Annotated in this window: 21 protein-coding genes; 12 read left to right on the forward strand and 9 right to left on the reverse strand. The window is 74.1% G+C overall.

The genetic code is table 11. The features are described 5' to 3' along the window. Nucleotides 1-145 precede the first annotated feature (145 nt). Together ACFVU9_RS00365 and ACFVU9_RS00370 are read right to left on the reverse strand one after the other, a co-directional pair. Nucleotides 146-1,015: a class I SAM-dependent methyltransferase gene (locus tag ACFVU9_RS00365; protein ID WP_380437038.1), complete on the reverse strand. Its 870-nt coding sequence runs from the start codon at nt 1,013-1,015 to the stop codon at nt 146-148. A 224-nt stretch (nt 1,016-1,239) separates the two neighbouring features. Further along, nucleotides 1,240-1,896, reverse strand: coding sequence for a PadR family transcriptional regulator (locus tag ACFVU9_RS00370; RefSeq protein WP_387588516.1), 657 nt, complete (start codon nt 1,894-1,896; stop codon nt 1,240-1,242). 99 nt (nt 1,897-1,995) lie between these two features. Here ACFVU9_RS00370 and ACFVU9_RS00375 point away from each other — a divergent pair, with 99 nt between their 5' ends. Continuing rightward, on the forward strand, nt 1,996-3,351 hold the full coding sequence (locus ACFVU9_RS00375; RefSeq protein WP_387588518.1) for an MATE family efflux transporter: 1,356 nt from the start codon (nt 1,996-1,998) through the stop codon (nt 3,349-3,351). A gap of 33 nt (nt 3,352-3,384) precedes the next feature. Here ACFVU9_RS00375 and ACFVU9_RS00380 read toward each other — a convergent pair whose 3' ends face one another. From ACFVU9_RS00380 to ACFVU9_RS00405, 6 genes are read right to left on the reverse strand one after another with little or no spacing between them, the layout of a single operon-like run. Then, nucleotides 3,385-3,693, reverse strand: a complete 309-nt coding sequence (locus tag ACFVU9_RS00380; RefSeq protein ID WP_380500646.1) for a phosphopantetheine-binding protein — start codon at nt 3,691-3,693, stop codon at nt 3,385-3,387. 3 nt (nt 3,694-3,696) lie between these two features. Continuing rightward, on the reverse strand, nt 3,697-4,617 hold the full coding sequence (locus tag ACFVU9_RS00385; RefSeq protein WP_387588519.1) for an NAD(P)/FAD-dependent oxidoreductase: 921 nt from the start codon (nt 4,615-4,617) through the stop codon (nt 3,697-3,699). 52 nt (nt 4,618-4,669) lie between these two features. Continuing rightward, the gene (locus ACFVU9_RS00390) at nt 4,670-6,310 is read right to left on the reverse strand and encodes an amino acid adenylation domain-containing protein (protein WP_387588521.1); all 1,641 of its coding nucleotides are present in this window, start codon (nt 6,308-6,310) and stop codon (nt 4,670-4,672) included. Further along, nucleotides 6,307-6,849 carry a GNAT family N-acetyltransferase gene (locus ACFVU9_RS00395; RefSeq protein ID WP_380437026.1) on the reverse strand — a complete coding sequence of 181 codons (543 nt, stop codon included), beginning with the start codon at nt 6,847-6,849 and terminating at the stop codon, nt 6,307-6,309. Before ACFVU9_RS00395 ends, ACFVU9_RS00390 begins: the two co-directional genes overlap by 4 nt. A 16-nt stretch (nt 6,850-6,865) precedes the next feature. Then, nucleotides 6,866-8,497: an ABC-F family ATP-binding cassette domain-containing protein gene (locus tag ACFVU9_RS00400; RefSeq protein WP_387588523.1), complete on the reverse strand. Its 1,632-nt coding sequence runs from the start codon at nt 8,495-8,497 to the stop codon at nt 6,866-6,868. Continuing rightward, nucleotides 8,485-9,321, reverse strand: coding sequence for a thioesterase domain-containing protein (locus ACFVU9_RS00405; protein WP_380437022.1), 837 nt, complete (start codon nt 9,319-9,321; stop codon nt 8,485-8,487). Before ACFVU9_RS00405 ends, ACFVU9_RS00400 begins: the two co-directional genes overlap by 13 nt. Before the next feature lie 358 nt (nt 9,322-9,679). Between ACFVU9_RS00405 and ACFVU9_RS00410 the strand changes: the two genes are divergently transcribed. From ACFVU9_RS00410 to ACFVU9_RS00460, 11 genes are all read left to right on the forward strand, one after another. Further along, nucleotides 9,680-10,237 (forward strand): nucleoside 2-deoxyribosyltransferase, encoded by a 558-nt coding sequence (locus ACFVU9_RS00410; RefSeq protein WP_380437020.1) that lies wholly within the window; start codon nt 9,680-9,682, stop codon nt 10,235-10,237. Continuing rightward, nucleotides 10,224-11,402 carry a hydroxymethylcytosylglucuronate/cytosylglucuronate synthase gene (locus ACFVU9_RS00415; protein ID WP_380437018.1) on the forward strand — a complete coding sequence of 393 codons (1,179 nt, stop codon included), beginning with the start codon at nt 10,224-10,226 and terminating at the stop codon, nt 11,400-11,402. Before ACFVU9_RS00410 ends, ACFVU9_RS00415 begins: the two co-directional genes overlap by 14 nt. A 43-nt stretch (nt 11,403-11,445) precedes the next feature. Beyond that, entirely contained in the window at nt 11,446-12,633 is a 1,188-nt protein-coding gene (locus ACFVU9_RS00420) for a DegT/DnrJ/EryC1/StrS family aminotransferase (RefSeq protein ID WP_380437016.1), read from the forward strand. Then, on the forward strand, nt 12,630-13,520 hold the full coding sequence (locus tag ACFVU9_RS00425) for a phosphotransferase family protein (protein WP_387588527.1): 891 nt from the start codon (nt 12,630-12,632) through the stop codon (nt 13,518-13,520). The genes ACFVU9_RS00420 and ACFVU9_RS00425 overlap by 4 nt, the downstream gene beginning before the upstream one ends. Then, on the forward strand, nt 13,517-14,551 hold the full coding sequence (gene blsE / locus ACFVU9_RS00430; RefSeq protein WP_380500641.1) for a cytosylglucuronate decarboxylase: 1,035 nt from the start codon (nt 13,517-13,519) through the stop codon (nt 14,549-14,551). The genes ACFVU9_RS00425 and blsE overlap by 4 nt, the downstream gene beginning before the upstream one ends. A gap of 5 nt (nt 14,552-14,556) precedes the next feature. After that, complete coding sequence (locus ACFVU9_RS00435) at nt 14,557-15,531, forward strand: hypothetical protein (protein ID WP_387588529.1); 975 nt, start codon at nt 14,557-14,559, stop codon at nt 15,529-15,531. After that, the gene (locus ACFVU9_RS00440; protein WP_380437008.1) at nt 15,528-16,418 is read left to right on the forward strand and encodes a hypothetical protein; all 891 of its coding nucleotides are present in this window, start codon (nt 15,528-15,530) and stop codon (nt 16,416-16,418) included. Before ACFVU9_RS00435 ends, ACFVU9_RS00440 begins: the two co-directional genes overlap by 4 nt. After that, nucleotides 16,415-17,629 (forward strand): MFS transporter, encoded by a 1,215-nt coding sequence (locus tag ACFVU9_RS00445; RefSeq protein WP_380437006.1) that lies wholly within the window; start codon nt 16,415-16,417, stop codon nt 17,627-17,629. The genes ACFVU9_RS00440 and ACFVU9_RS00445 overlap by 4 nt, the downstream gene beginning before the upstream one ends. Next, complete coding sequence (locus tag ACFVU9_RS00450) at nt 17,626-18,420, forward strand: hypothetical protein (RefSeq protein WP_387588530.1); 795 nt, start codon at nt 17,626-17,628, stop codon at nt 18,418-18,420. Before ACFVU9_RS00445 ends, ACFVU9_RS00450 begins: the two co-directional genes overlap by 4 nt. An 88-nt stretch (nt 18,421-18,508) precedes the next feature. Continuing rightward, on the forward strand, nt 18,509-19,699 hold the full coding sequence (locus ACFVU9_RS00455) for an aminotransferase class I/II-fold pyridoxal phosphate-dependent enzyme (protein WP_380437002.1): 1,191 nt from the start codon (nt 18,509-18,511) through the stop codon (nt 19,697-19,699). Continuing rightward, nucleotides 19,696-20,511 carry a dihydrodipicolinate synthase family protein gene (locus ACFVU9_RS00460; protein ID WP_380500638.1) on the forward strand — a complete coding sequence of 272 codons (816 nt, stop codon included), beginning with the start codon at nt 19,696-19,698 and terminating at the stop codon, nt 20,509-20,511. The genes ACFVU9_RS00455 and ACFVU9_RS00460 overlap by 4 nt, the downstream gene beginning before the upstream one ends. On the opposite strand, the gene ACFVU9_RS00465 is transcribed toward ACFVU9_RS00460, so the two are convergent. Then, complete coding sequence (locus tag ACFVU9_RS00465; RefSeq protein WP_387588532.1) at nt 20,486-21,271, reverse strand: aminoglycoside phosphotransferase family protein; 786 nt, start codon at nt 21,269-21,271, stop codon at nt 20,486-20,488. The two genes, ACFVU9_RS00460 and ACFVU9_RS00465, sit on opposite strands and share 26 nt — an antisense overlap. Nucleotides 21,272-21,275 lie beyond the last annotated feature (4 nt).

A 21,275-nucleotide genomic window follows, 5' to 3' on the forward strand; every position in this document is an offset into this window, starting at 1 on the left:
CTTGGGCAAATCTTTTAAGGGGATTCACTCGTGTGGGTGATGCAGAATCAGCCAATACGAAAATATGACCACGTAAGGTGGCGCACGCGAACGGGGCCGGACGCCGCTGCGTCCGGCCCCGTGGGGGCGCTTCCCCGTCCGGCCGTCAGACGGCGCGCACCGGCTGGACGGCGCGGCGCTCGCGCAGCGTCCGGAGCACGCGCCGGGTCGCGCGGGTGGCGACCGGGGGCAGGAGGTCCAGGGCGAGTCGGCGCGGCGTGGAGCGCTGGACCGGCGCCTTGACCTGGTAGTTGAGCCGCAGGACGCGCGACCCGGCGATGGTGTCCTCGTCCACCGTGTAGCCCTCGGCCCGCCAGTCGCGGCCGAGCAGGACCTCGCGCGCGGCCGCCGCGTCGCCCCACGTCCCGTAGAACTTCATCGGGGTCAGCAGCACCGGCCGGAGCCCGCCCGTGAACACCGCCTCCCAGACCGCCGCGGAGACGCCGGGGGTGTGCTCGGAGCGGTAGTCGTCGAGGGCGACGAGGCCGTCGGCGGCGAGCGCCGCGCGGGCGACGGCGATGTCCCCGGCGACGTGCTCGTACAGGTGCGAGGCGTCGACGTGGACGAACCGGCAGCTGTCCGCCCGGATCCGGCCGTCGGCCAGCGCGGACGTGGGGGCCTGGACGATCTCCGGCAGGGCGTCGTGGAAGGCGAGGTAGTTGGCCTCGAACGCGCTGCGGGTGAGGGTCCTGCGGTAGGACATCGCCATCTCGGCGGCGTTGTCGGCGTCGCCCGCGTCGGAGTCGAACAGGTCGCAGACGGTGAGTCGTTCGCCGGGCCGGAGGTGGTCGCCGAGCAGGACCGCGCTGCGGCCGAGGTAGCTGCCGAGTTCGAGGATGTCGCCGGTGACCCCGGCCGCGCTCTGGGTGGCGAGCAGGTGCCCGAAGGCCGCCCGGTCGAGACTGAAGAACCAGCCGGGGATGTCGTCCCGCCGCAGCGGGGCGGATTGGACGGCAGCGGTCTCGCACGTGGTCACGGCGGCCTCCAGGGGAGCGGGCGGGGCCCGGTGGCGGGTTCACGCCGCACCGGTGCCCCGCGGGCCCGTCGGACGTGAGGCGGATCATCATAGCGACGGGTGGGCCCGGTGGGACCAGGTGTCGATCGGGGTAATTCCGCTTCCCCACCCTGCCGTTCGGTCCCGTTCGGTCCGGTTTCGGTGCTGTTTCTGTGCTGTTCGGCAGGGGAGCGGGGCAGCCCGGCTTACGCCCCCGAAGCTCCGGGGGCCCCCGCAGCCCCCGTGCCCCCCGAAGTCCCCGAGCCCCCCGCGTCCCCGGCTCCGGCGGCTCCCGCCCCCGCCAGCTGCGCGATCGTCTCCGCGAGCCACGCCCGCTCCGCCGCCCCGGAGGCCCGGGCGACCAGCAGCATGCCCCGGCGGAACGGGTTCGGCTCGCGCTCGGCGGTGACCGGCCGGCCCTGCCCGTCGTAGAAGAAGCTGCTCGGCGCCTCCAGGAAGTCGAGCCTGCGGCGCAGCACGGCGGCCTGGCGGGCCGGGTCGGCCAGGTGGTGGAGGAAGGCGGCCAGGGCGAAGAAGCGGATCTGGTCGGTGATCTCCGCCTGCTCCGGGTCGCCGAGCCGGCGCCGGAGTTCGGCTCGGCCGGCGGCGGTCAGCTCCAGCGTCTGGCGGGGGACGGCGCCGCTGCCCGGCTCGGTCCTGCGGTGCAGCAGGCCGGCCTTCTCCAGCCGGGTGATGGCGGGGTAGAGCGCGCCGTCGCTGACCGGCCGGACGTGTCCGGTGAGGCCGGTGATCCGGGACTTGAGCTCGTAGCCGTGCAGTGGCTGGTCGTAGAGGAACCCCAGGATCGCGAGCGTCAGCACGATGAAGCCCTTTCGTCGGAGTGCGCCCGGTGCGCGCGCCACTTTACCTCTTGTCGATGTGCCTCGATCCGATGTATCTCTATTCGAGGCAGACGGGGGGCGGCTCAAGGGAGCGGCCGTGGCGCTGCCGGGAGAGGGAACATGCGCACACACCTGGCACGACTGGCCGCACTGGCCGGACCGGTCTACGCCGAACTCCTGTCCGGCGTCGTGGCCTCCGTCATCGGCGCCTACTGGGTGGCCGGGCTCGGCGGTGCGGCCGTCGCCGCCGTCACCCTCGCGGGCACCGTCGAGAACCTGCTGCTCGGTCTCGTCCTCGTGGTCGCCTCCGGTACGAGCCTGCGGCTCTCGCGCGCCCTCGGGGCCGGGGACGCCGCCGGGGCCGCCCGCACCGCGCGCGCGGCGTGGCGGCTCTGCGCGCTGGTGACCGTCGCGCTCGCCGTACCCGGCTTCCTGCTGCGCGAGCACCTCGCGGCAGGGTTCCTCGACGGCCCCGCGGCCGGGCTCGCCGCGGGCTACTTCGCCGTCGTGTTCCCGGCGTTCGGGCTGTTCTCCGGCCAGCGCGTCGCCGACGAACTGTTCAAGGGCGCCGGCGACACCCGCACCCCGATGCGGATCGCGCTGCTCTCCAACGCGCTGCTCCTCGCGCTCGACCCGCTGCTCGTCCTCGGCGCCGGACCCGTCCCGGGCCTCGGCGTGACGGGCGCCGCGCTCGCGCTCACCGCCTCCCGGGCGGTCGCGTTCGCCCTCACACTGCGGCTGCTGGCCAAGCGCCGGACGGGCGGGCCCGCCGGAGGAGCCGGCCCGGAGCTCGGCCCGGAGCTGCGGCGGATCGTCCGCGCCGGGGCACCGTTCGGCCTCGACTTCACCGCCCGGATGGCCGTCGGGACGGCCCAACTCGCGCTCGTCGCGGGCTTCGGCGTCGCCGCGGTGGCAGGGTACGGCGTCGGCTACCGCGTGCTGCTCGTCGTCACCATGGCGTTCTACGCGCTGCGCCAGGCCGCCGCGATCGGGGCCGCCCGTCTCGCCGGGGCCGGGGAGGAGGCCGAGCTCCGTCGATTCGCCCGCGCCACCGGCTGGTTCGCCGCCCTCCTGGGAGCGGTCGCAGCGGTGCTGTGCGCGGTGCTCGGCGGACCGGTGACCGGGCTGTTCACCGACGACCCGGCGGTGGCCGCGCAGTCCGCCGGCTTCCTGCACCTGGCGGCGCCCTACCTGCTGCCGTACGCCTTCGTCGTCGCGGTCGGCGGCGTGCACCAGGCCGTGGGCGCGGGGCGGGCGCTGGTCGTCTCCGTCACGGCCGGCCTCGGCGCCCAACTCGGTTCCGCCACCGTGCTGTCGGGCCCGCTCGGCGTGAACGGCGTGTGGGCCGGGCTGACGGTGGGGGCGGTCGTGCAGCTCGCGCTCCTGGTGGCGCTCACCCGGCCCAAGCCGACCGGGCCGCCCGTCGGGTCGCCCATCGAGCAGCCGGACGATGCTCGCGTCGCCACCGGCCGTTGACCGGACCCGCCGGGCGCCCACCGTGCCGCGGGCTCAGCTCCGCCGCATGTCGTGCGCCGAGGCCTCCCGCACCTCGTCGAGCAGCGCGTCCCGGACCGCGCCGTCGTCCTCGGCCAGGAGGCCGTGTACGGCGCGCGCGTAGTCGGACAGCCGCCGCTGCTCGAAGATCAGCATCATCCGTACCTTCTTGGTGAGGGCGCGTTTCACCTGGCCCGTGAGCTTCGCGGCCCGCATCGAGTCCCCGCCCAGGTCGAAGAAGTTGCTGGTGGGGTCCGGCCGCCTCCCCAGCACCTGCTCCCACAGCCCGGCCAGGATCTCCTCGACCGCCAGGACATCGGTCATCGGTCAGCCTCCATGCTTCGTCAGGTCGGTGGTGAACGCAAGGTCCTCGCAGATCATCCGTGCGGCGTTGATCCCGCTGCCGGCGGCACCCGTCCACATGAAGTACGGCGAGCCCTCGACGTTGCCCGCGCTGTACACCAGTGGGTCGGAGGTGAGGCCGTACAGCGTGGTCTCGGGGAACCCTTGGTCGGTCAGGTCGAGCCCGAGTGCCTCGGGCAGACGGCGCCGCGCCCGCGCCACGTCGGCGAGCAGCAGCGTGTCGGCGGTCAGCGCGGTGCCGGACGCCGTCTTGAGTTCGAGCGCGTCGGACGGCAGCACCCGCGCGTGGGCGACCGTGTCGACGAGGACGGTCACGCCGCGTTCGGCGAGCAGGGCGGCGAGGGCGGTCCGGGCCAGGGCGGGGTCCGAGACCACCACGGTCAGCTCGCGCGCGTACTGGACGGTGAGCGCGGCCAGTTTGAGCGCCTCCGCGTTGTGCCCCACACAGACGTAGGCACCGTCGTCCCGTTCGTGGGTGTGGCAGTAGGGGCAGTCGAAGGCCGACCGGCCCCAGACCCCGTCGGGCAGCCAGGACGGCAACTCGTCCGCGCGGCCGGTGGCCAGCAGCAGCCGCCTTCCCCTGACCGGCCCGCTGAGGGCGCCCTCGACGATGACGTGGTCGTCCCGGGTGCTTGCCGTGACGACCTCTTCCCACCGGATCCCGACGCCGTACTCCTGCGCGTCGCCCTCCATCCGCGCGTAGACCTCGGCAGGTGTCGCCCCGTCGGCGAACGGCACGTTGTGCACGGTCGTCGCGGAGGAGTTGCGCCGGTCGGGCAGGGACAGCACCAGGACGCTGCGCTTCGCGCGGCCCAGCATGATCGCGGCCGAGAGACCGGCCGGGCCGGCGCCCACGATCACCACGTCGTACAACCTGTCGTCCATCGGTCCTCCAAGCTTGACGTTTCGTTCGCCCTCCGGGGCGGAGGGCCGTGGCTCAGCCCTCGAAAGCAGCGCCGGCACCGTCCGTGAAGGCCTGCCGCAGCGCGGCGCGGTCGACCTTCCCGGTGCTGCCGAGCGGCAGCGAACCGGTGACAAGGACCCGGGCGGGGCACATGTACGGGGGCAGCCGCTGCGCGAGGTGGGCGCGGACGGTCGCCGCGTCCAGCGTTTCGGCGCTCCGCAGCGCGAGCGCGATGAACGGGTCGCGCGGGTCTCCCGCGGCGACGGCCAGCGCCTCCTCGACACCGGGAACGTGACGGGCCGCCTGCTCGACCTCGCCGAGCTCGATGCGGTAACCCCGGACCTTCACCTGGGAATCGAGCCGACCGAGGAACTCGATCCAGCCCTGGGACGTCCAGCGCGCGCGGTCGCCGGTCCGATACATCCGCCACCCCCGGTCGTCCTCGTCCCACGGGTCGGGGAGGAACCGCCGCGCGCTGAGCTCGGGGTCGTTGATGTAGCCCTGCGCGACGCAGGCGCCGGAGATGAACAACTCGCCCGGCTCGCCGATGTCGCACGGGCTCAGGTCCTCGCGCAGGACGTAGTAGCGGGAGTTCTGCATCGGCCTGCCGTAGGGGATGCTGTCCCAGCTCTGATCCACCTCGTGGACGACGAAGTCGTTGGACCACACACAGGCTTCGGTGGCTCCGCCGAGGGCCACCAGGGTCGCGCCCGGGAACTCGGCCCGGACGACCGCGGGCGTGGTGAGCGGGATCCAGTCGCCGCTGAGGAAGACGCGGCGCAGCGCCCGGCGCCGGCCGTACGAGGACTCGTCGAGGAAGTACGACACCGTGGTGAACAGTGCGGGTGCCGAGTTCCACAGCGTCACGCCGTGCGCCACCAGGGCCGCGGCGATCCGCTCGGGATCGGCCAGTTCCTCCGCGGTCAGCAGCAGGATGCTGGCCCCGGCCGCCGGTGCGCCGAAGACGTCGTAGACGGACAGGTCGAAGCCGAACGAGGCGACCTGGAGCAGGATGTCGTCGGGCCCCACCCCATTGCGGCGGTTGAACCACTCGATCAGGTTGACGACGCTGGAGTGGCGGACCGCGACCGCCTTCGGCAGCCCCGTCGACCCGGAGGTGAAGATCGTGTACGCGAGGTCTGCGGGCTCCGCCCCGGCCGGAGCCGTCGGGGCCGGGCGGTCCGTCGGCGCCGGTCCCGGCTCCTCCTGCGTCACGGTGATCGTCAGGTCGCGCCCGACGGCGCGGCGCAGCCGTTCGGCGTCCGCCAGGTGCCCGGCGGTCGCGACGAGGTGCCGCGCACCGATCGACTCGATGACGTCCGCCGTGCGGCGCACCGGCCACCTGGGGTCGAGCGGGACGTAGAACGCGCCGGCCCGGACGGTCGCGTGCATGGCGACGACGGCCTCCGGCACGTGGTCGGCGAGCAGCGCGACGGGGGTCCGCGGCCGGACGCCCGCCCCGGCGAGTGCCAGGGCCATGCGCCGGCTCGCCTCCGCGAGCCGGCGGTGGGTGAGGGCGACACCGGCGGTCGTGCGGACGGCGGGCGCGTCGGGGTGCGCGGCGGCGGCCGCGTCCAGCAGGTCGGGCAGGACCGCGTCGGCCGCGAACTCCCGGTCCGTGGCGTTCCAGCGGCGGATCAGCGGATGGTGGTGGGGCCGGGCCGTGGTGCTCATCCGGCCTCGCCCCTCCCGGCTGCGGGCGCGGGCGAGCGCCGGGTCTCCGGTATGAGGTAGCAGGAGCCCCGGAGCCGGACCCGCGGGTCACGGGGATGCCGGCGCTGGAGGCCGGTGGCCCGGAACCCGAAGCGCTCCAGCACCGCCAGGGCCCGGTCGTTCGTCGCGACCGTCCAGGCGCCGACCGACTCGCACCCCTGCTCCGCAGCCCATGCCACCGTCTCCGCGATGAGCAGGCGCGCGACACCGTGTGCGCGCGCCGTGGGCCGCACCCACAGACTGTGGCCCTCGGCGGCCGCCGGTTCCCCGTCGAGCAGTTGGACGCCGGCGAGTCCCACCGGTTCCGAGCCGGCGAAGGCGACGGCCTTCATGCCGAGACCGGCGTCCAGCAGGTCTCGCCACTCCTCCTCTCCCAGCTCCTGCAGTCCCTCCGGGGAGGGGCCGAAGACGTCCGTGTCGGAGGTCAGCGCGGCGGTCCGCACGGCGCGCCAGACTTCCCAGTCGTCCGGCACCACGCGGCGTACGGTGATCAGGTCCATGTGATACTCCCTCAGGTCAGCGCTGCCGCACGACGCGGCGCTCGTCCCACACGGGTGTGTCCGTCTCGGCCACGCGGCCGTCGGCACGGAAGACCAGGAACCGGTCGAAGGACTTCGCGAACCACCGGTCGTGGGTGACCGCGACGACCGTTCCCTCGAACCCGGCCAGCGCCTCCTGGAGCGCCTCGGCCGACGCGAGGTCGAGGTTGTCCGTCGGCTCGTCGAGCAGCAGCAGCGTCGCGCCCGAGAGTTCGAGCAGGAGCACCTGGAACCGCGCCTGCTGGCCGCCGGACAGCGTTTCGAAGCTCCGCTCGCCCGCCGCCGCGAGGCCGTAGCGGCCCAGCGCCGCCATCGCCGTGCGGAGATCGACGCCGGCGCGCCCGTCCTCGCCGCGTGCCAGGACGTCCACGAGGGTGCGCCCGGACCACGCCGGGTGCCGGTGGGTCTGTGCGAAGAGCCCGGGTACCACCCGCGCGCCGAGCCGGCAGTCGCCGGAGTGCTCCACCGATGTGGGCGCGTCCTGGACGGACTCGGCGAGCAGCCGCAGGAAGTGGCTCTTCCCCGAGCCGTTCGAGCCGAGCACGCAGACCCGCTCGCCGAAGGACACCTCCAGGTCGAACGGCTTCATCAGGCCGGTGAGTTCGAGCCGTTCGCAGTGGATCGCCCGCACCCCGGTGCGGGCGCCCCGCAGCCGCAGCGCCAGCTTCTGCCGCCGGGGCAGTTCGGCGGGCGGGCCGGCCTTCTCGAACTTCTCCAGCCTGGTCTGCGCCGCGTGGTAGCGCGAGGTCATGGCGTCGCTGACCGCCGACTGCTGCTGAAGCCTGCGGACGAGGTCCTTCAGCTTCTGGTGCTCCTCGCCCCACCGCCGGTGCAGCTCGGCGATCCGCTCCCACCGGGCCTCGCGCGCGGTGTGCCACGTGGCGAACGTGCCGCCGTGCGTCCAGGCCGTCCCGGCCTCCATCGTCACGATGTGCGTGGCGGCCTCGGTGAGCAGTTCCCGGTCGTGGCTCACCAGCAGCACGGCCTTGTCGGTCTGCGCCAGCTGCTCTTCGAGCCAGAGCTTGCCCGGAACGTCGAGGTAGTTGTCGGGTTCGTCCAGCACGAGGACCTGCTCGGGGCCCCGGAGCAGGGCCTCCAGGACGAGCCGCTTCTGCTCGCCGCCGGACAGTGTGGTGACGGCGCGGGCCGCGGCCCGGTCGATGGGGAGGCCGAGCGCCGTCGTCGTGGCCTTGTCCCACCGGACTTCGAGGTCGTAGCCGCCGGCGTCGCCCCACGCCGTCAGCGCCTCGGCGTAGGCGAGCTGCGCCCGTTCGTCCCCGCTGTCCGCCGGCTCGGCCCGGTCCAGCCGCGCCGCGGCCCGCCGCAGCGCGGCCGGCGCGGCGGCCAGAAGGAGGTCCCGTACCGTGCTGTCGTCCCGCACCGACCCGATGAACTGGGGCATCACGCCGAGTCCGCCCTGCACCTGGATGCCGCCCTCGGTGGCGGCGAGATCCCCGGCCAGGATGCGCAGCACCGTCGTTTTCCCGGCTCCGTTGGCACCGATCAGCGCGACGACGTCGCCGCCGGAGACCCGGAACGACACGTCGGAGAACAGCGTCCTGCCGTCCGGCAGGGTGTAGGAGAGCCCGTGCGCGGCTAGATGGCCCATGACCGGCCGTCCATCGCCTCGTGCAGCAGGGACGCCAGGTGCCGGGACTCGAAGAGGAAGTCGTGGTCGCCCGAGAAGTTGTGGACCCGGGCCGGCGCGGCGAACCTGTCCTCGGACTCGAGGGCCACGTGCAGCAGGTCCGCGTCGCTCACGAAGACGTCGATGGTGACGTCGAGCCCCGGCTTGGTGTAGGCGAGCATGGCGCGCATGTTGGCCACCCAGACCTCCACCCGCCAGTCGAGCTCGCGCACGCCGTCACCGGGGCGCATCCGTCCGAGCTCGCGCAGGATGCGGACGAGCTCCTCCTTCCCGGCGTCGGTGGAAACGTCGAGCCCGCCCGGGTCGCGCCCGGACTCCCGGCAGACGTCCAGCAGGTCGTCCAGGCGGTACCGCCGCAGCGCGTCGTCGTCGTGGTCGCGCGCCGAGTGGTCGCGCACGGCCGGATCGAGGATGCCCACGAACGCGACGTCCTCGCCCCGCGCCCGCAGTTGGGCGGCCATCTCGTAGGCGATGTCGCCGCCGAGGCAGTACCCGGCCAGGTAGTACGGCCCTTCGGGCTGCACCGACCGCGCCGCGCGCAGGTAGTGGGCGGCCAGTCCGGAGAAGGTGCGCAGCGGCGCGCACTCGCCGTCCATGCCGGGTGCGCGCAGCCCGTACACCGGCCGGTCGAGGTCGGCCATGTCGAAGAGGTCGAGCATGAAGCCGACCTCGCCGTTGATGGGGTGCACGCAGAACACCGGCTCGCGGCCGCCTTCTCCGATGAGCGGGACGAGCGGCGCCCCCCGGTCGCCGGACGGGTGTGCTGCGGGATTCTGACTCGCCATCTGTTCATTCCCATCCACTGGAACCGGCCGCGTCGGACACCGGCCCGTCGTCACGGGAGACTCCAGCACGGCCGTTGCCCCCGGGCCGAGCGCGGGCGCGGCCTTGGTTGACGCAGGCCCGCTCCCACCTGGCTCCGCGCCCCGCAAGCCGAACCATCGGCGACCGTTGACCCGCCGCGACCGGGCCCGGGGGCGGGGCCGGCGCGGGTCAACGATCCGCCATGGTTCGGTCGGAGGGCGGAGGGGCGAGGTGGGGCGGGGTCCGGGTCCACCAACGGGAGGTCCCCGGTTGTCCGGGCGCGGCCGCGGATGGCGTCATCGATTCCGCGCTGTCCATTCCGAACGACGGAGATCCTCGGTGCCCAACATCTTCCTGGCCGGCCCCTACACGCAGTGGATGGACTGGTCCACGGGGCGGCTCCAACCCGACAAGGCCGAACTGCTGGAGCGATTGCGCACCCACTTCATGGAGCACGGGCACGCGGTCTTCAACGCCCATCACAACGAGTCGTGGGGTGCGGGCTGGCTGCTTCCGGAGGTCTGCACGCCGGCCGACCTCGTCGCGATGCGGCACGCCGACCTGGTGTGCGCGATCCTCGGCGACCCGCCGTCGCCGGGGGTCCTGGTCGAACTCGGCTGGGCGTCGGCCCTGCGGGTGCCGGTCCTGCTGCTGTCGAACCAGGAGCGCCTACCCGCCCTGATCGCCGGGCTGGGGTCGGTGACGCCCACGAGCATCCGGCCCCTGCCCGAGCGCTGGAGCGGCGATGAACTGGGGGCCCTGCTCAAGGAGTCGGACCGGCTGCTGGCGAGTGCTCCGGCCGTGGCGTGGACCGGCGAGGTGAGCGGCTACCCGAAGACGTCGGGCCCGTACGGCTACGAGCGGCCCTCGGGAAGCGGCAGCGGTGTCCGCCGCTGACCGGCGGCCGCGGCTCCTCGTCGTCGGCGTGGACTTCGGGTGGGGCAGCGCGGGGAAGCTCTCCAGCATCCTCGGCGCGCTGGCGGCCGTCATGCCCGCCGATGTCGTCGGGATCGGGACCCGCCTCGGCCGGCCGGTGCTGGGCGACGGCCTGATCGGGTCCTGGGCGGAGTGCGACATCGACGACGCCGCCGACGTCCGCCGCGTGGTCGCCGAGGTCGCTCCGGACGCGGCGCTCGTCGTGCTGCACCCGCAGGCGGCGAGCGCGCTGGAGGCGGCGGGGTGCCCGGTCGTCTACGTGGACAGTCTCCCTTTCCTGTGGACGCCGCACGACGCCGTCCCGGTCGGGGCGAGCCTCTACTGCGCGCAGCGGACGCTGCCGCTGCCGGGGCCGGCCGCGGAGGTGATGGCCTCGGTGGCCAACCTCCGGTGGGTGGAGCCCATCGTCGGCTCGGCGGCCCGCCGGGACGAGCGGCTCCACGGTCGGGGCGAGGGCCGGCGCGGGGCCGCGGTGATCAACGTCGGAGGCCTGCACTCGCCCTTCTCCCGTCCGGGGGACACCAGTTACCTCGATCTCGTGCTGCCGGCCGCACTCGCGGCGCTGGATGCGGCGGGCCTGACGGACGTCGTCGTCACCGGGAACGTCCGGGCCCTGCCGGCGTCGCTCCCGGACGGACTGCCGAGGCCGGCCGTCGGGCCGCTGCCGCACGACGGGTTCCGCGCGCTGCTCGGGTCGGCGCAGACCGTCCTGACCTCGCCGGGCCTCACCACGATCCTGGAGCTCGCGTCGCTTGATCGGACGGCCGTGCTCCTGCCGCCGCAGAACCTCAGCCAGGTGCTGAACTCCGAACTGGTCGCCACCCGGTGCGATCCGGCGTTCGTGGCCGGCTGGCCGGAGTGGGTGCTCGCGCGCGACTCGGTCGGCCGGTGGCACGAACACGGCGAGGAGCACGCGGTCGAGCGCATCCACGCGCGCATCGCCGAGGTCGCCGCCTCGCCCTCGGAGCGGGCGAGGGCGCACGAGGAGATCACCGAGGGGTTGATCAAGGCGATCGCCGCGAACTCCGCGCCGGACAAGGACTTCTCCGCGCTCACCCCCGTCCGCGACGGGGCCGACCAGGTGGCCGAGGCGATCGTGGCGATCGCCGGCCGTTCGCCGAGGTGACCCCCCACCAGTACCGCCGGACCACGAAAGGAACACCGTCACCATGCGCACGCCCGATGAACTCCGCGCCGATCGCCGTCTCGCCGTCAACGGCGGCACACCCTGCTTCGACCAGCTTCCGTACGAGGACACCGGGATCACGCCGGCCGCCGCGGAAACCGTGGCCGACATCGTGCGCAGCCGGCGCACGGTCTTCTGGGGCGGCGGCCCGCACAGCAAGCGCCTGGAGCGGGAGTTCGCGGCGCACACCGGCCGCCGCAAGGCGTTCTTCCACAACTCGGGCACCGCGGCCCTGCAGACCGCGTTGTTCGCGCTGGGCGTGGGGCCGGGCGACGCCGTGGCGCTCAGCGACTCGGGCTTCGTGGCGAGCCTCAACGTGATCCACCACCTTGGGGCGAGGCCGGTGTTCCTGCCGACGGACCCGGACACCCTGCTGTGCGTGGACGACGTCGCCCGATGGGTGGAGGGGCATGACATCCACACGTCGCTGATCACGCACTTCCTCGGCAACGTCGCGGACGTGGAGGCGATCCACCGCACCGCGGGAAGCCGGTTTCTCGTGGAGGACGGCGGACAGGCGCACGGCGCGACGCTGCGCGGCCGGCCGGTCGGCTCGCTCGGCGACATCGGGTCCTTCGCAGGCAGCCACAAGAAGCTCGTGACCGCGGGGCAGGGCGGACTGAACGTCTACGACGACGAACAGATCGACTGGCGCATGCGCACCTACGCGCACCACGGGAAAAGCGGCAACTTCGAGGGGGTCTTCCCCGGGTACAACTTCCGCGGCGGCGAGATCGAGGCGGCCCTCGGCCTGGCCGCGCTGCACGAGCTGGACGAGCGGGTCGCCGCGCGCAACCGCACCGCCGAGGTCCTCACGGGCGTCCTCGCCGAGGCCGGCATCCGGACCGCCCGGCTCGCCGCCGGACTCGACGCCACCCCCTCGTGGTTCGACGTCGCGGTCGTCCTGGACGAGGAGTGGGACGGTCACCGCGACTGGCTGGTGGACGCCCTCACCGCCGAGGGCATCCCCGGCTGGGGGTACCCGGCGCTCATCGCGATGCCGTGGGTGGAGCCGTGGATGCGCGGACGCGGTTGGTGGGGCGAGCGCGAGCAGCACCTCGCGGAGGTGGAAATCGCGCTGTGGAACCGGGTGCTGGTCCTCGGCACGCAGATGTCGCCCGAGGACGCCAAGCGCGTCGCCTCGGCGACGGCGGACCTCCTCACCCGATGAGCGCGCCCGGTCCGGGCCGGCCGCCGGCCGGTCCCGCCGCGCAGGCGGCCGCCGTGCTCGCGGCGCTGGAACCGGGCGGCTCGTTCGACACCCACGGCGGCGGCAACTGCCTCGTCCTCCTCGGCGCCGAGCACGTGGTCCGGGTCGGGCTCAGCTTCGCGCTGCGCATCTGCGCGGAGCAGCGCGTGTGGACGGAGGCCCGCAGAGTGGGGGCTCCCGCCCCGCAGGCGCGCGCCTCGGGGGTGCTGGAGGGCGGTCTCCCGTACCAGGTCTATCGCCGCGTCGACGGGCGGGCGCCGCGCTCGGAGGCCGAGTGGGCGCGAGTGGGCGAGGTCGCCGCCCGGCTGCACACACGTGCGGATCCGGGGCCGTTCGACACCGGCGATCACCCGTTGCCGCGCAGACGGGACCGCTACGGCACCGCGCTGGAGCACGTCCGGTCCGCCATGGTTCCGGCCGCGGCCGCGGAGCTCGTCCGGGCCGCGGAACGGGACGCGCGGCGCTCCGAAGGCGCCCGGGTGGCGCTGCACGGCGACCTGCGGGAGGACAACCTCCTCGTCTCCGGCCGAGAGCTGGTGGCCGTGCTCGACTGGTCCGACGCCGCCCTGGGGTCACCGGAGGCCGAGTGGGCGGCGGTCCCGCCGCCGCGGTGGGCGGCCTTCGGCCGCGGCTACCGCAGCGCCGGCGGCCGCGCCCCCGACCTCCGGCTGGCCGCCGGCCACGCGCTGGCCCGAGCCGCGGCCCTGGAGCACGCGGGCGTGCTCGGGCACGGGGCGACGGCCGGCCTCTGGGAGCAGCTCCGCCCCCACTGCGCACGGGCCGGAGCCGTGACGGTTCCCCACCCACCCACCCAAGCACCCGTACCGAGGGAAGGCACGCCGACATGAACGAGGCACCCCGCACGCCGGCTCCCGCCGCGCCGTCCGCACCCGGCGGCCGGCCCCGATACCTGTTCATCCGGGTCCTGGAGGCGTGCAACGCGGACTGCTTCATGTGCGAGTTCGCGCGCTCGCGCGACGGCTACCGCTTCTCCGCCGCCGACATGCGCGACACCGTGGCACAGGCCTGGCCGTTGGGCGTCCGCGTCGTCCGCTTCACCGGCGGCGAGCCGCTGCTGCACCAGGACGTCACGGAGCTGGTGCGGATCGGCGCCCACGCCGGGATGGCGATGTCGATCATTACCAACGGGCACCGGCTGCCCCGCCTGGCAGGGCCGCTGGCCGAGGCGGGACTGGCGCAGATCATCGTGAGCCTGGACGGTGCGGGACCGCGGACGCACGACGTCTACCGCGGCACACCGGGACTGTTCGAGTCCGCGGTGGAGGGCCTGCGCCGGTGCAGGGAACTGGGCGTCCTGCCACGGGTGAACACCGTGGTCGGCCCCCACAACTACGCCCAGATGCCGCAGCTGCAACGCCTCCTCGAAGACATCGGGGTCGAGCAGTGGGAGCTGTCCGCGATCAAGCTGGACCGCACCGTTCGCTACCCCGACCCCGACGACGTGACGGCCCGCTGCGAACCGCTGTACGACGGGTCGAGGCCGGGCGCGCTGCGCCCGCTCGGCCGGCGCTTCTACGGCGACACGGACGCCGAGCGCTCGGCGTACTTCGACGGGGGCGTCACGCCCAGGGCCGAGGGACCGGCCTGCCACGTCACCGACGACGTCGTCTACCTCGACCCCAAGCAGGGCCGGCAGTTCGCCTGCAGCTGCCTGCCGCACCGCGACCCCGACGAGCGGGGCTCGGGCCGTGCAACCGACGCGTCCGGGCGGATCTGGTTGGACCAGCCGAGCTTCCGCACCCACCGCGCGCACTTCCGGGCCGCGGGACCGCTCTCCTGCACGGGGTGCTCGACCACGGCCGCGGGCTACAGCGACGACATCGCCCGCCTCGGAACCGCAGCGAACTGGAGCTACTGAGACCGATGGACACGACCGAAGTGGTCCGCTGGATCACGCAATGGCTCGCGGCGGCGGAGATCGACGCGGGTCCGCACTCCCCGATCCTGGGCGAGGTCGACTCGCTCCGCATCGCCGGCCTGCTGGCCGCCGCCGAAGCCCGGTGGGACGTCGACGTCTCGGCCGGTTTCGCGCCCGGGGCACTGGCTGACGTGACGACGCTGGCCACGCACCTGTGCGCCCCGCGGCCGGGCTCGCCGCGCCGCTGGTTCGCCTCCGGCGCGCCGGGGGAGCAGCGCCCCGCGCTGCCGCGGGACGGCCTGCTCACGACCTCGGTGTCCGGCGAGCACCTCGTCGGACTGCCCGTCGCCCCCACGGACTTCGCGGGCCCGCTGGGCTCCGCGCTCGCCGTCGGCGACGAGGCCGTCGCGGTGCAGCGCTTCGCCGACGGCCTCCATGCGGCGCTGGCCGGCCTCGGCGTCGTACCGGTCTGGTACCCGATCCTCACCGACTCGGCCGTCGGCGCGGACCACCCGCAGAACGTCGACAGCGCGTTCCCGTCCGGCCGCCTCCCGCACGCCGCGTGCCTCCAGTTCGTCGACGGCATCGGTGAGCGGCCCGACGGGCTCTACGCCGGTGTGGGCTATGCGTTCCGCCGCGAACCGGCGCGGCGCTGGGAGCCGGCCGGCCGGCTGGAGGCGTACCGGGTGTTCGAGATCGTCGGCTGCGCCGGGGTCGACCGCGTCGAGGAGCTCGCGCGGGCCGTCGTCGACCGGGTCGCAGGCCTGCTCGCCGCGACGGTGCCGGGGCAGTGGTGCGCGGCGTCCGACGGGTTCAGCGACGGTATGCGGCGCAAGCTCGAATGGATGACGGGTGACCGGCCGGTGGCCGTCGCCTCGTTCAACGACCACGGCACGTCGTTCACGGGCGATGCCGGCCGCGCCACCTTCTGCGTGGGCGTGGGGCTGGACCGGCTGTTGTCCCTGGGGGTGTGGCGATGACGGCGCTCGGGGCGGAGCACTGGGGACAGGGCGCCGTGCGCGCGGCCGGGGCCGGTGAGGGCGAGCCGCGCGGATGGGCGTCGGCGGGACTGCGCCCGGTCGCCGGCCCGGTGCCGGCACCGGTCGCCGGCCTCGTGGTCGCGCTCGCGGCCGACTCCTGGCCGCAGAACGTCGGTTCGGTGGTCTGCCACCCGTGCCTCGGCCGGTCGGCGGGCGACCCGGCGGCGCTGCCCGTCTCGGTCGTGTGGGAGGCCGCACTCGGCTGGATTGCGGCGAAGGCGTTCGGCGTGCCCGCCCGCATCGGCCTCTGCGTCGCCGAGGAGGCGCTGCAACATCCGGCGCGCGCGGAGGAGTTCCACGCGCTGGGCGACCGGCTGGCGCCCGTGCTCGACGACACCGCCGCGGCCCTGGGGGTGCGCTGCGTCACCTCCGTCCACCACGAACGGCCCGACGAGGTCCTGCCGTTGCCCGATTCCGAGCTCTACGGCCTCTTCACCCCGTTCCACGAAGGCATGTACCCGCTCGGCTTCCCCAACTCCGACGACGTGCTGGACGCGTTCCGCATGTACTGCTCGCGCTACGCCGATGCCCAGCGGAAGGAGCCCGGCGCGCTCGTGTTCGAAGGGGTGCACCTGAGCCGCTCGGTCCTGCTCGGCTCGGGCGCGGCACGGCGCTACGTAGCGGCGGCACCGCTGCCCGATCCCTCCGGGTGGCCGCGGCTGGCCCAGGACGCTCCCGCGGACGAGCGGATCACGATCCGCGGCTGGGAGCGGCTACCGGTCGACTGGTGGCCGGAGCAGGCCTGCCGGGACGCGCTGGGGACCGGGTTCCGCGAGCTGGCGGGCGCGGTGGCCGGCCGGCTGTTCGGCGACCGGGGTGCGCGGTGACGGCGATCTCACCGGCCGGGCGGCGCGCCCTCTGGGCGTACCGGTTCTTCATGGGCACCTCGAACGCGCAGTTCACCCGGGGCGTCTTCATCGTCTACCTGGTGGCGCACGGCCGTTCGCTGTTCGAGATGGGACTGCTGGAAGCGTGCTTCCACGCCTCCCGGCTGATCGCGGACGTGCCGCTCGGCTCCCTCGCCGACCGGCTGGGCCGCCGCGCCGTCATCACCGCGGGGCTCCTGGCCGGCGCGGCCGGCGCCGCGCTGATGCTCGCGACACCGCTGTGGCTGCTGGTCGTCTCCTTCGCCTTGCAAGGGCTCGGCTGGGCGGGCCAGCGGGGTGCGGACAGCGCGCTGCTGTACGAACTCCTGGACGACCTGGGCCGCAGCGAGCTCTTCGCACGGGAGACCGGACGCGCCATGGGGCTCGGCTTCGCCGTCCTCGCACTGACCACCTTCGTCGGCGGCGCGATGTACGAACACCTGTACTGGCTCCCGTTCGTCGCGCACGCGCTCGCCGTGGCCGGGGCGAGCTGGTTCGTGTGGAGGGTGCCCGAGTCGCCCCAGCCCGTGGACCGGCGGGCGACCATGGCGGGGACCATCGTCGCCGGATGGCGCGTGCTGCGCCGGCGGCGCCACCTCCTCAACGCCCTGCTGTTCGGCGCCCTCGTCAACGCGGGCGTCACGGCGGTGAGCATCTTCAGCCAGGACTTCTTCGCCGGGCTGGGGCTGAAACCCACCGCGGTGAGCCTCGTCATCGGCTTCATCACCCTGGTGGCCGCCGGAGTGTCCGCCGTCGCCCACCGGCTGACCGCGCTCGGCATGACCCGGGCGATGCTCATCGCCGCGGTGCTGTTCGCCTCCGGGCTGCTGGGGATGTACTCCGCGCGGCCGTGGTTCGCGATCGTCGGCTACTACTGCGTCTTCCTCACCATCGATCTGATCTACCCGCTGCTGAGCCAGGTAGTGAACGACGCCACCGACAACGCGGTGCGCTCCACGGTGCTCTCGTTCGGCGGCCTCATCGGCGGCCTCGCGACCACCGTGTCCTTCGTCGTCACCGGCAGCGTCGTCGCCTCCTTCGGCTACACCTGGGTCTTCGCGGGCCTCCTCGTGCTCAGCCTGCCGTTGTTCGGGATCCTCCTGCGGAGCCGGCCCGGCGCCGGACCCGCGGTCGGGGCCCGCACGCCCGTCACATCGGGGGACCAGCTGTGATCTCGTTGTTCCTGGAACCCGCGCGCGACCTGGGGGACCTCCTCGTCGCGGCCGCGGTCCTCGCCCACCTCGACGTCCCGGTCGCGCCCCCGCCGGGCGAGGCCCCGCTGCCGGGTTGGCTCGGCGCGGCGGGCCCGGCCGGGGACGACCGGCCCCGGGCCGCGCTCGCCGTGGGCGGTCCGGGCGCCGCCGCTACCGCGCTGGCATCCGGGCTGCCGCTGGTCGCGGTCCTCGCCGACCCCGACCTGGGCGCCGCGCTCGCGGCCGAGTGCGGCGGACGCGTCGTGGTCTGCACGCCGGCCACCCCCCGGATCACCTCAAGTGCCGCATCCGGCCGGGGCGTCAAGACGGTCGGCCCCTTCCTGCCGTACCGGCGCACCGCCGCCAGGGGGAGCGGCGTGGTCCTGATCGCCGACGCCCTCGGCCCGGCGCAGGAGACGCTGCTCGCACACGCACAGGAGACCGGCGTCGCCGTCGGGACCGTGCACCCCTGGCGCGACGACGTCCTGCGGGCCATCGCCGGAGCCGCGGTCGTCTGCGGGCCGGACGGCACCGAGCTGCGCGATGCGGCCTCGCTCTGGGGCCGGTTCGCCGTCCTGGCACCGGGCACCGGCCCCTCCGACGCGGACCCCGCGGGGCTCCCGCCCGCCGAACGGCGGTTCCTCACCCGTCTCGCGGCCGACCCTGCGGTCGCGGTGGCGGCCCCCGGCGGGGAGCAGGCCCGGCACTGGCCCGGTGGCGGTCCCCGGGTGGCCCGGCAGCTGCGCCAGGCGCTTCTGGCCCCGTTCTGACCGCCGGCCCCGCCCCGCCCGTGCGGCCCGCCCGCCCAGGCCCGCCACCTTCCGCCTGTCCGTCCGACCGACCCGAGAAACGAGAGTCGTGATCACCTACAGCCGCCCACTCGACGCCCTGGCCAGCGGGCCCGCGGACCTGACGCAGCACGAGATCGAAGCGCTGGCGACCCGGCACAACCTGGCCGACGCGCACACCCACCAGCACCAGTCGGCGAGCCAGCGCGAGATCGTCGGTAGGCTGCCCGACCTCTGGTACGAGGCCGAGCGCGGCACGCAGGCGGAGTTCGAGCGGCGGTTCACCGAGGCGTTCTTCCGGCTGCACGGGCAGGCGTCCGCGCTGCACGGCAAGCCGCCCCTGCTCTCCTACGCCGCCTCGGTCTCCACCCTCGTCGTCGCGATGTACCTGCGGGAGCGGCAGGCGACGGTCACACTGGTCGAGCCCTGCTTCGACAACCTCCACGACGTGCTGAGGAACTCGGGGGTCACGGCCCGTCCGATCGCCGAGCGCACCCTGCACGACGTCCAGCACATCTACGACAACCTCAAGGAGTCCGTGCGCGGCGACGCGCTGTTCCTCGTCGACCCGAACAACCCGACCGGCTTCAGCCTGCTCAAGCACGGCCGCTCGGGGTTCGCCGAGGTGGCGCGGTTCTGCCGGGACCACGGCAAGCTGCTGGTCATCGACCTGTGCTTCGCCGCGTTCGCCTTCTGCGGCGACACCCCGTACGGCCGCTTCGACCTCTACGAGCTCCTGCGGGACTCCGGCGTCAGCTATGTCACCATCGAGGACACCGGCAAGACCTGGCCGGTCCAGGACGCCAAGTGCGCCATGCTGGTGACCAGCGACGACGTCTACGAGGACGTCAGGAAGCTGCACACCAGCGTGCTGCTCAACGTGTCGCCCTTCATCCTCAACCTGCTCACCGCCTACGCCGAGGATTCGGCCCGCGACGGCTTCGCGTCGGTCGCCACCGTCTTGGAGACCAACCGCCGGCTGGCGCGCGACGTCCTGGCGGGAACGGTCCTGGAACTCCAGGAACCGGTGGTGCCGGTGAGCGTCGCCTGGTTCAGGATCGCCTCCGACCGGCTCACCGCCACGGAACTGCAGCACCTGCTGCGCGAGGAGGACGTCTACGTACTGCCCGGCACGTACTTCCACTGGCACGCGCCCAGGGCGGGCGACGGGTTCATCCGCATAGCGCTCGCCCGGGACCCGGGCATGTTCGCCGACTCGGTGAAGCGGCTGGCCACGGCGCTGGAGAGGATCGGCCGATGACCCGCCCCGTGACCGGCCCGCCGGCCCGTCCGGTGGTCAGCGGCGGGCTGGTCCTGCCGCTCGTCACTCCGGTGGGCCCGGACGGCGCCGTCTCCGAGCCGTGCGTGCGGGCCCTGATCGGCGCCGCGCGCTCCGGCGTGGCAGCACTCATGCCGGCCATCAGCTGCGGGGAGGGCTGGCGGCTGTCCGCGGAGCAGTGGCGCGCCATGGTGGAATTCACCGTGCGCCACGCGGACGGACTTCCGTGCCTCGTCGGAGCGCAGGTCGCCACTGCGGCCGAGGCCGTCGAACGGGCCGCGGTGGCGGCGGACTTGGGCGCGGACGCCGTGGTGGTCGCGCCGCCGATGGGCGGGCCCGCCTCGCCGGAGGCGGTCTACGGCCACTTCGCTACCGTCGCCGCCGCGTCCGAGCTGCCGGTGTTCGTCTACAACGAGTCCGCGGTGTCCGGCAACCGGATCGACCGGGAGACTCTCATCAGGATCCTCCGGCTCGACCGCGTCGTCGGGATGAAGGAGTCGAGTCGCTCCCCGGAGACGACCCGCGCACTGGTGCGGGAGGCCGCGGACACGCCCGTGTTCCAGGGCTGGGAGGACCTCATGCTGGACACCCCGGGGGCCGCGGGTCTGGTGGCACCGCTGGCCCACCTGGACGCCGGGCTGTGCGGGGCACTGCTGCGCGACCGCTCCCCGGCCCGCCAGGCAGCCGTCACGGCGGCCTGTCACCGCTACGGGCTCTTCGGGGACGACTACGTCCTCCGGGTGAAGGCCGAACTGTTCCGAAGAGGGGTCATCGCGCATCCGGGGCCGGTGTGAGGGAACTCAGGTTCTCGCGCAGCCAGGCCCGTTCGGCGGCCATCGACGCGACGTCCCCGCGGTCCAGGAAGGTGCGCCAGGGCTCGACGCCGCGCCCGCCCCAGTGCTCGATCCGGCCCGACTCCCGCTCCTGCAACGCGGCCACCCCGGCGAGCACCTGCGCCGGATCGGCGCCGTAGCCGGCGCACAGGAGCTCCAGCCGGCGGCGCAGCGGGGCGCCGCCGCCGAAGCCGGTCGCGTGCTCCTGCTGCGTACCTCGCAACGGCACCGAGTACCAAGCGAGTTGGGCGAGGTCGTCGATCGCCGAACCCGGCTCGGCGAAGTCCCAGTCGATGAACCCGACCAGCTCCGCGCCGCGCCAGACCGAGTTCCACGGACCGAGGTCTCCGTGCCGCACGACCTGGCCGGGCCGCCACCGGACGTCCGGGGCGAACCATTCGGCGTCCCGGGGCGGCCTGAACTCGGCCACGGCGGAGTGGAATTCGCGCAGCCACCGGGCCAGCGCCGTGACGCCCTCGTCGCCGCGCAGGACCGCGGGCCAGGGCCGCATCGCGACCTCTCCGTCGAGCAGGGAGAGCACTTCGCACCCGGATTCGTCGATGCCCAGCACCCGCGGGGCCCGGGTGAAGCCGACGTCGTGCAGGTGGCCCAGCAGTGCGTGGACCAGCGGCGTCCACCTGCCGCAGGGGCGCCGGATGGTGTCGCCCACCCGGCGCACGGTGGTAACGCTGCCGCTGGCCTGCGCGCCGTCCTCGATCATGTGG

It is taken from the genome of Kitasatospora sp. NPDC057936, assembly GCF_042887525.1.
GTDB lineage: Bacteria > Actinomycetota > Actinomycetes > Streptomycetales > Streptomycetaceae > Kitasatospora.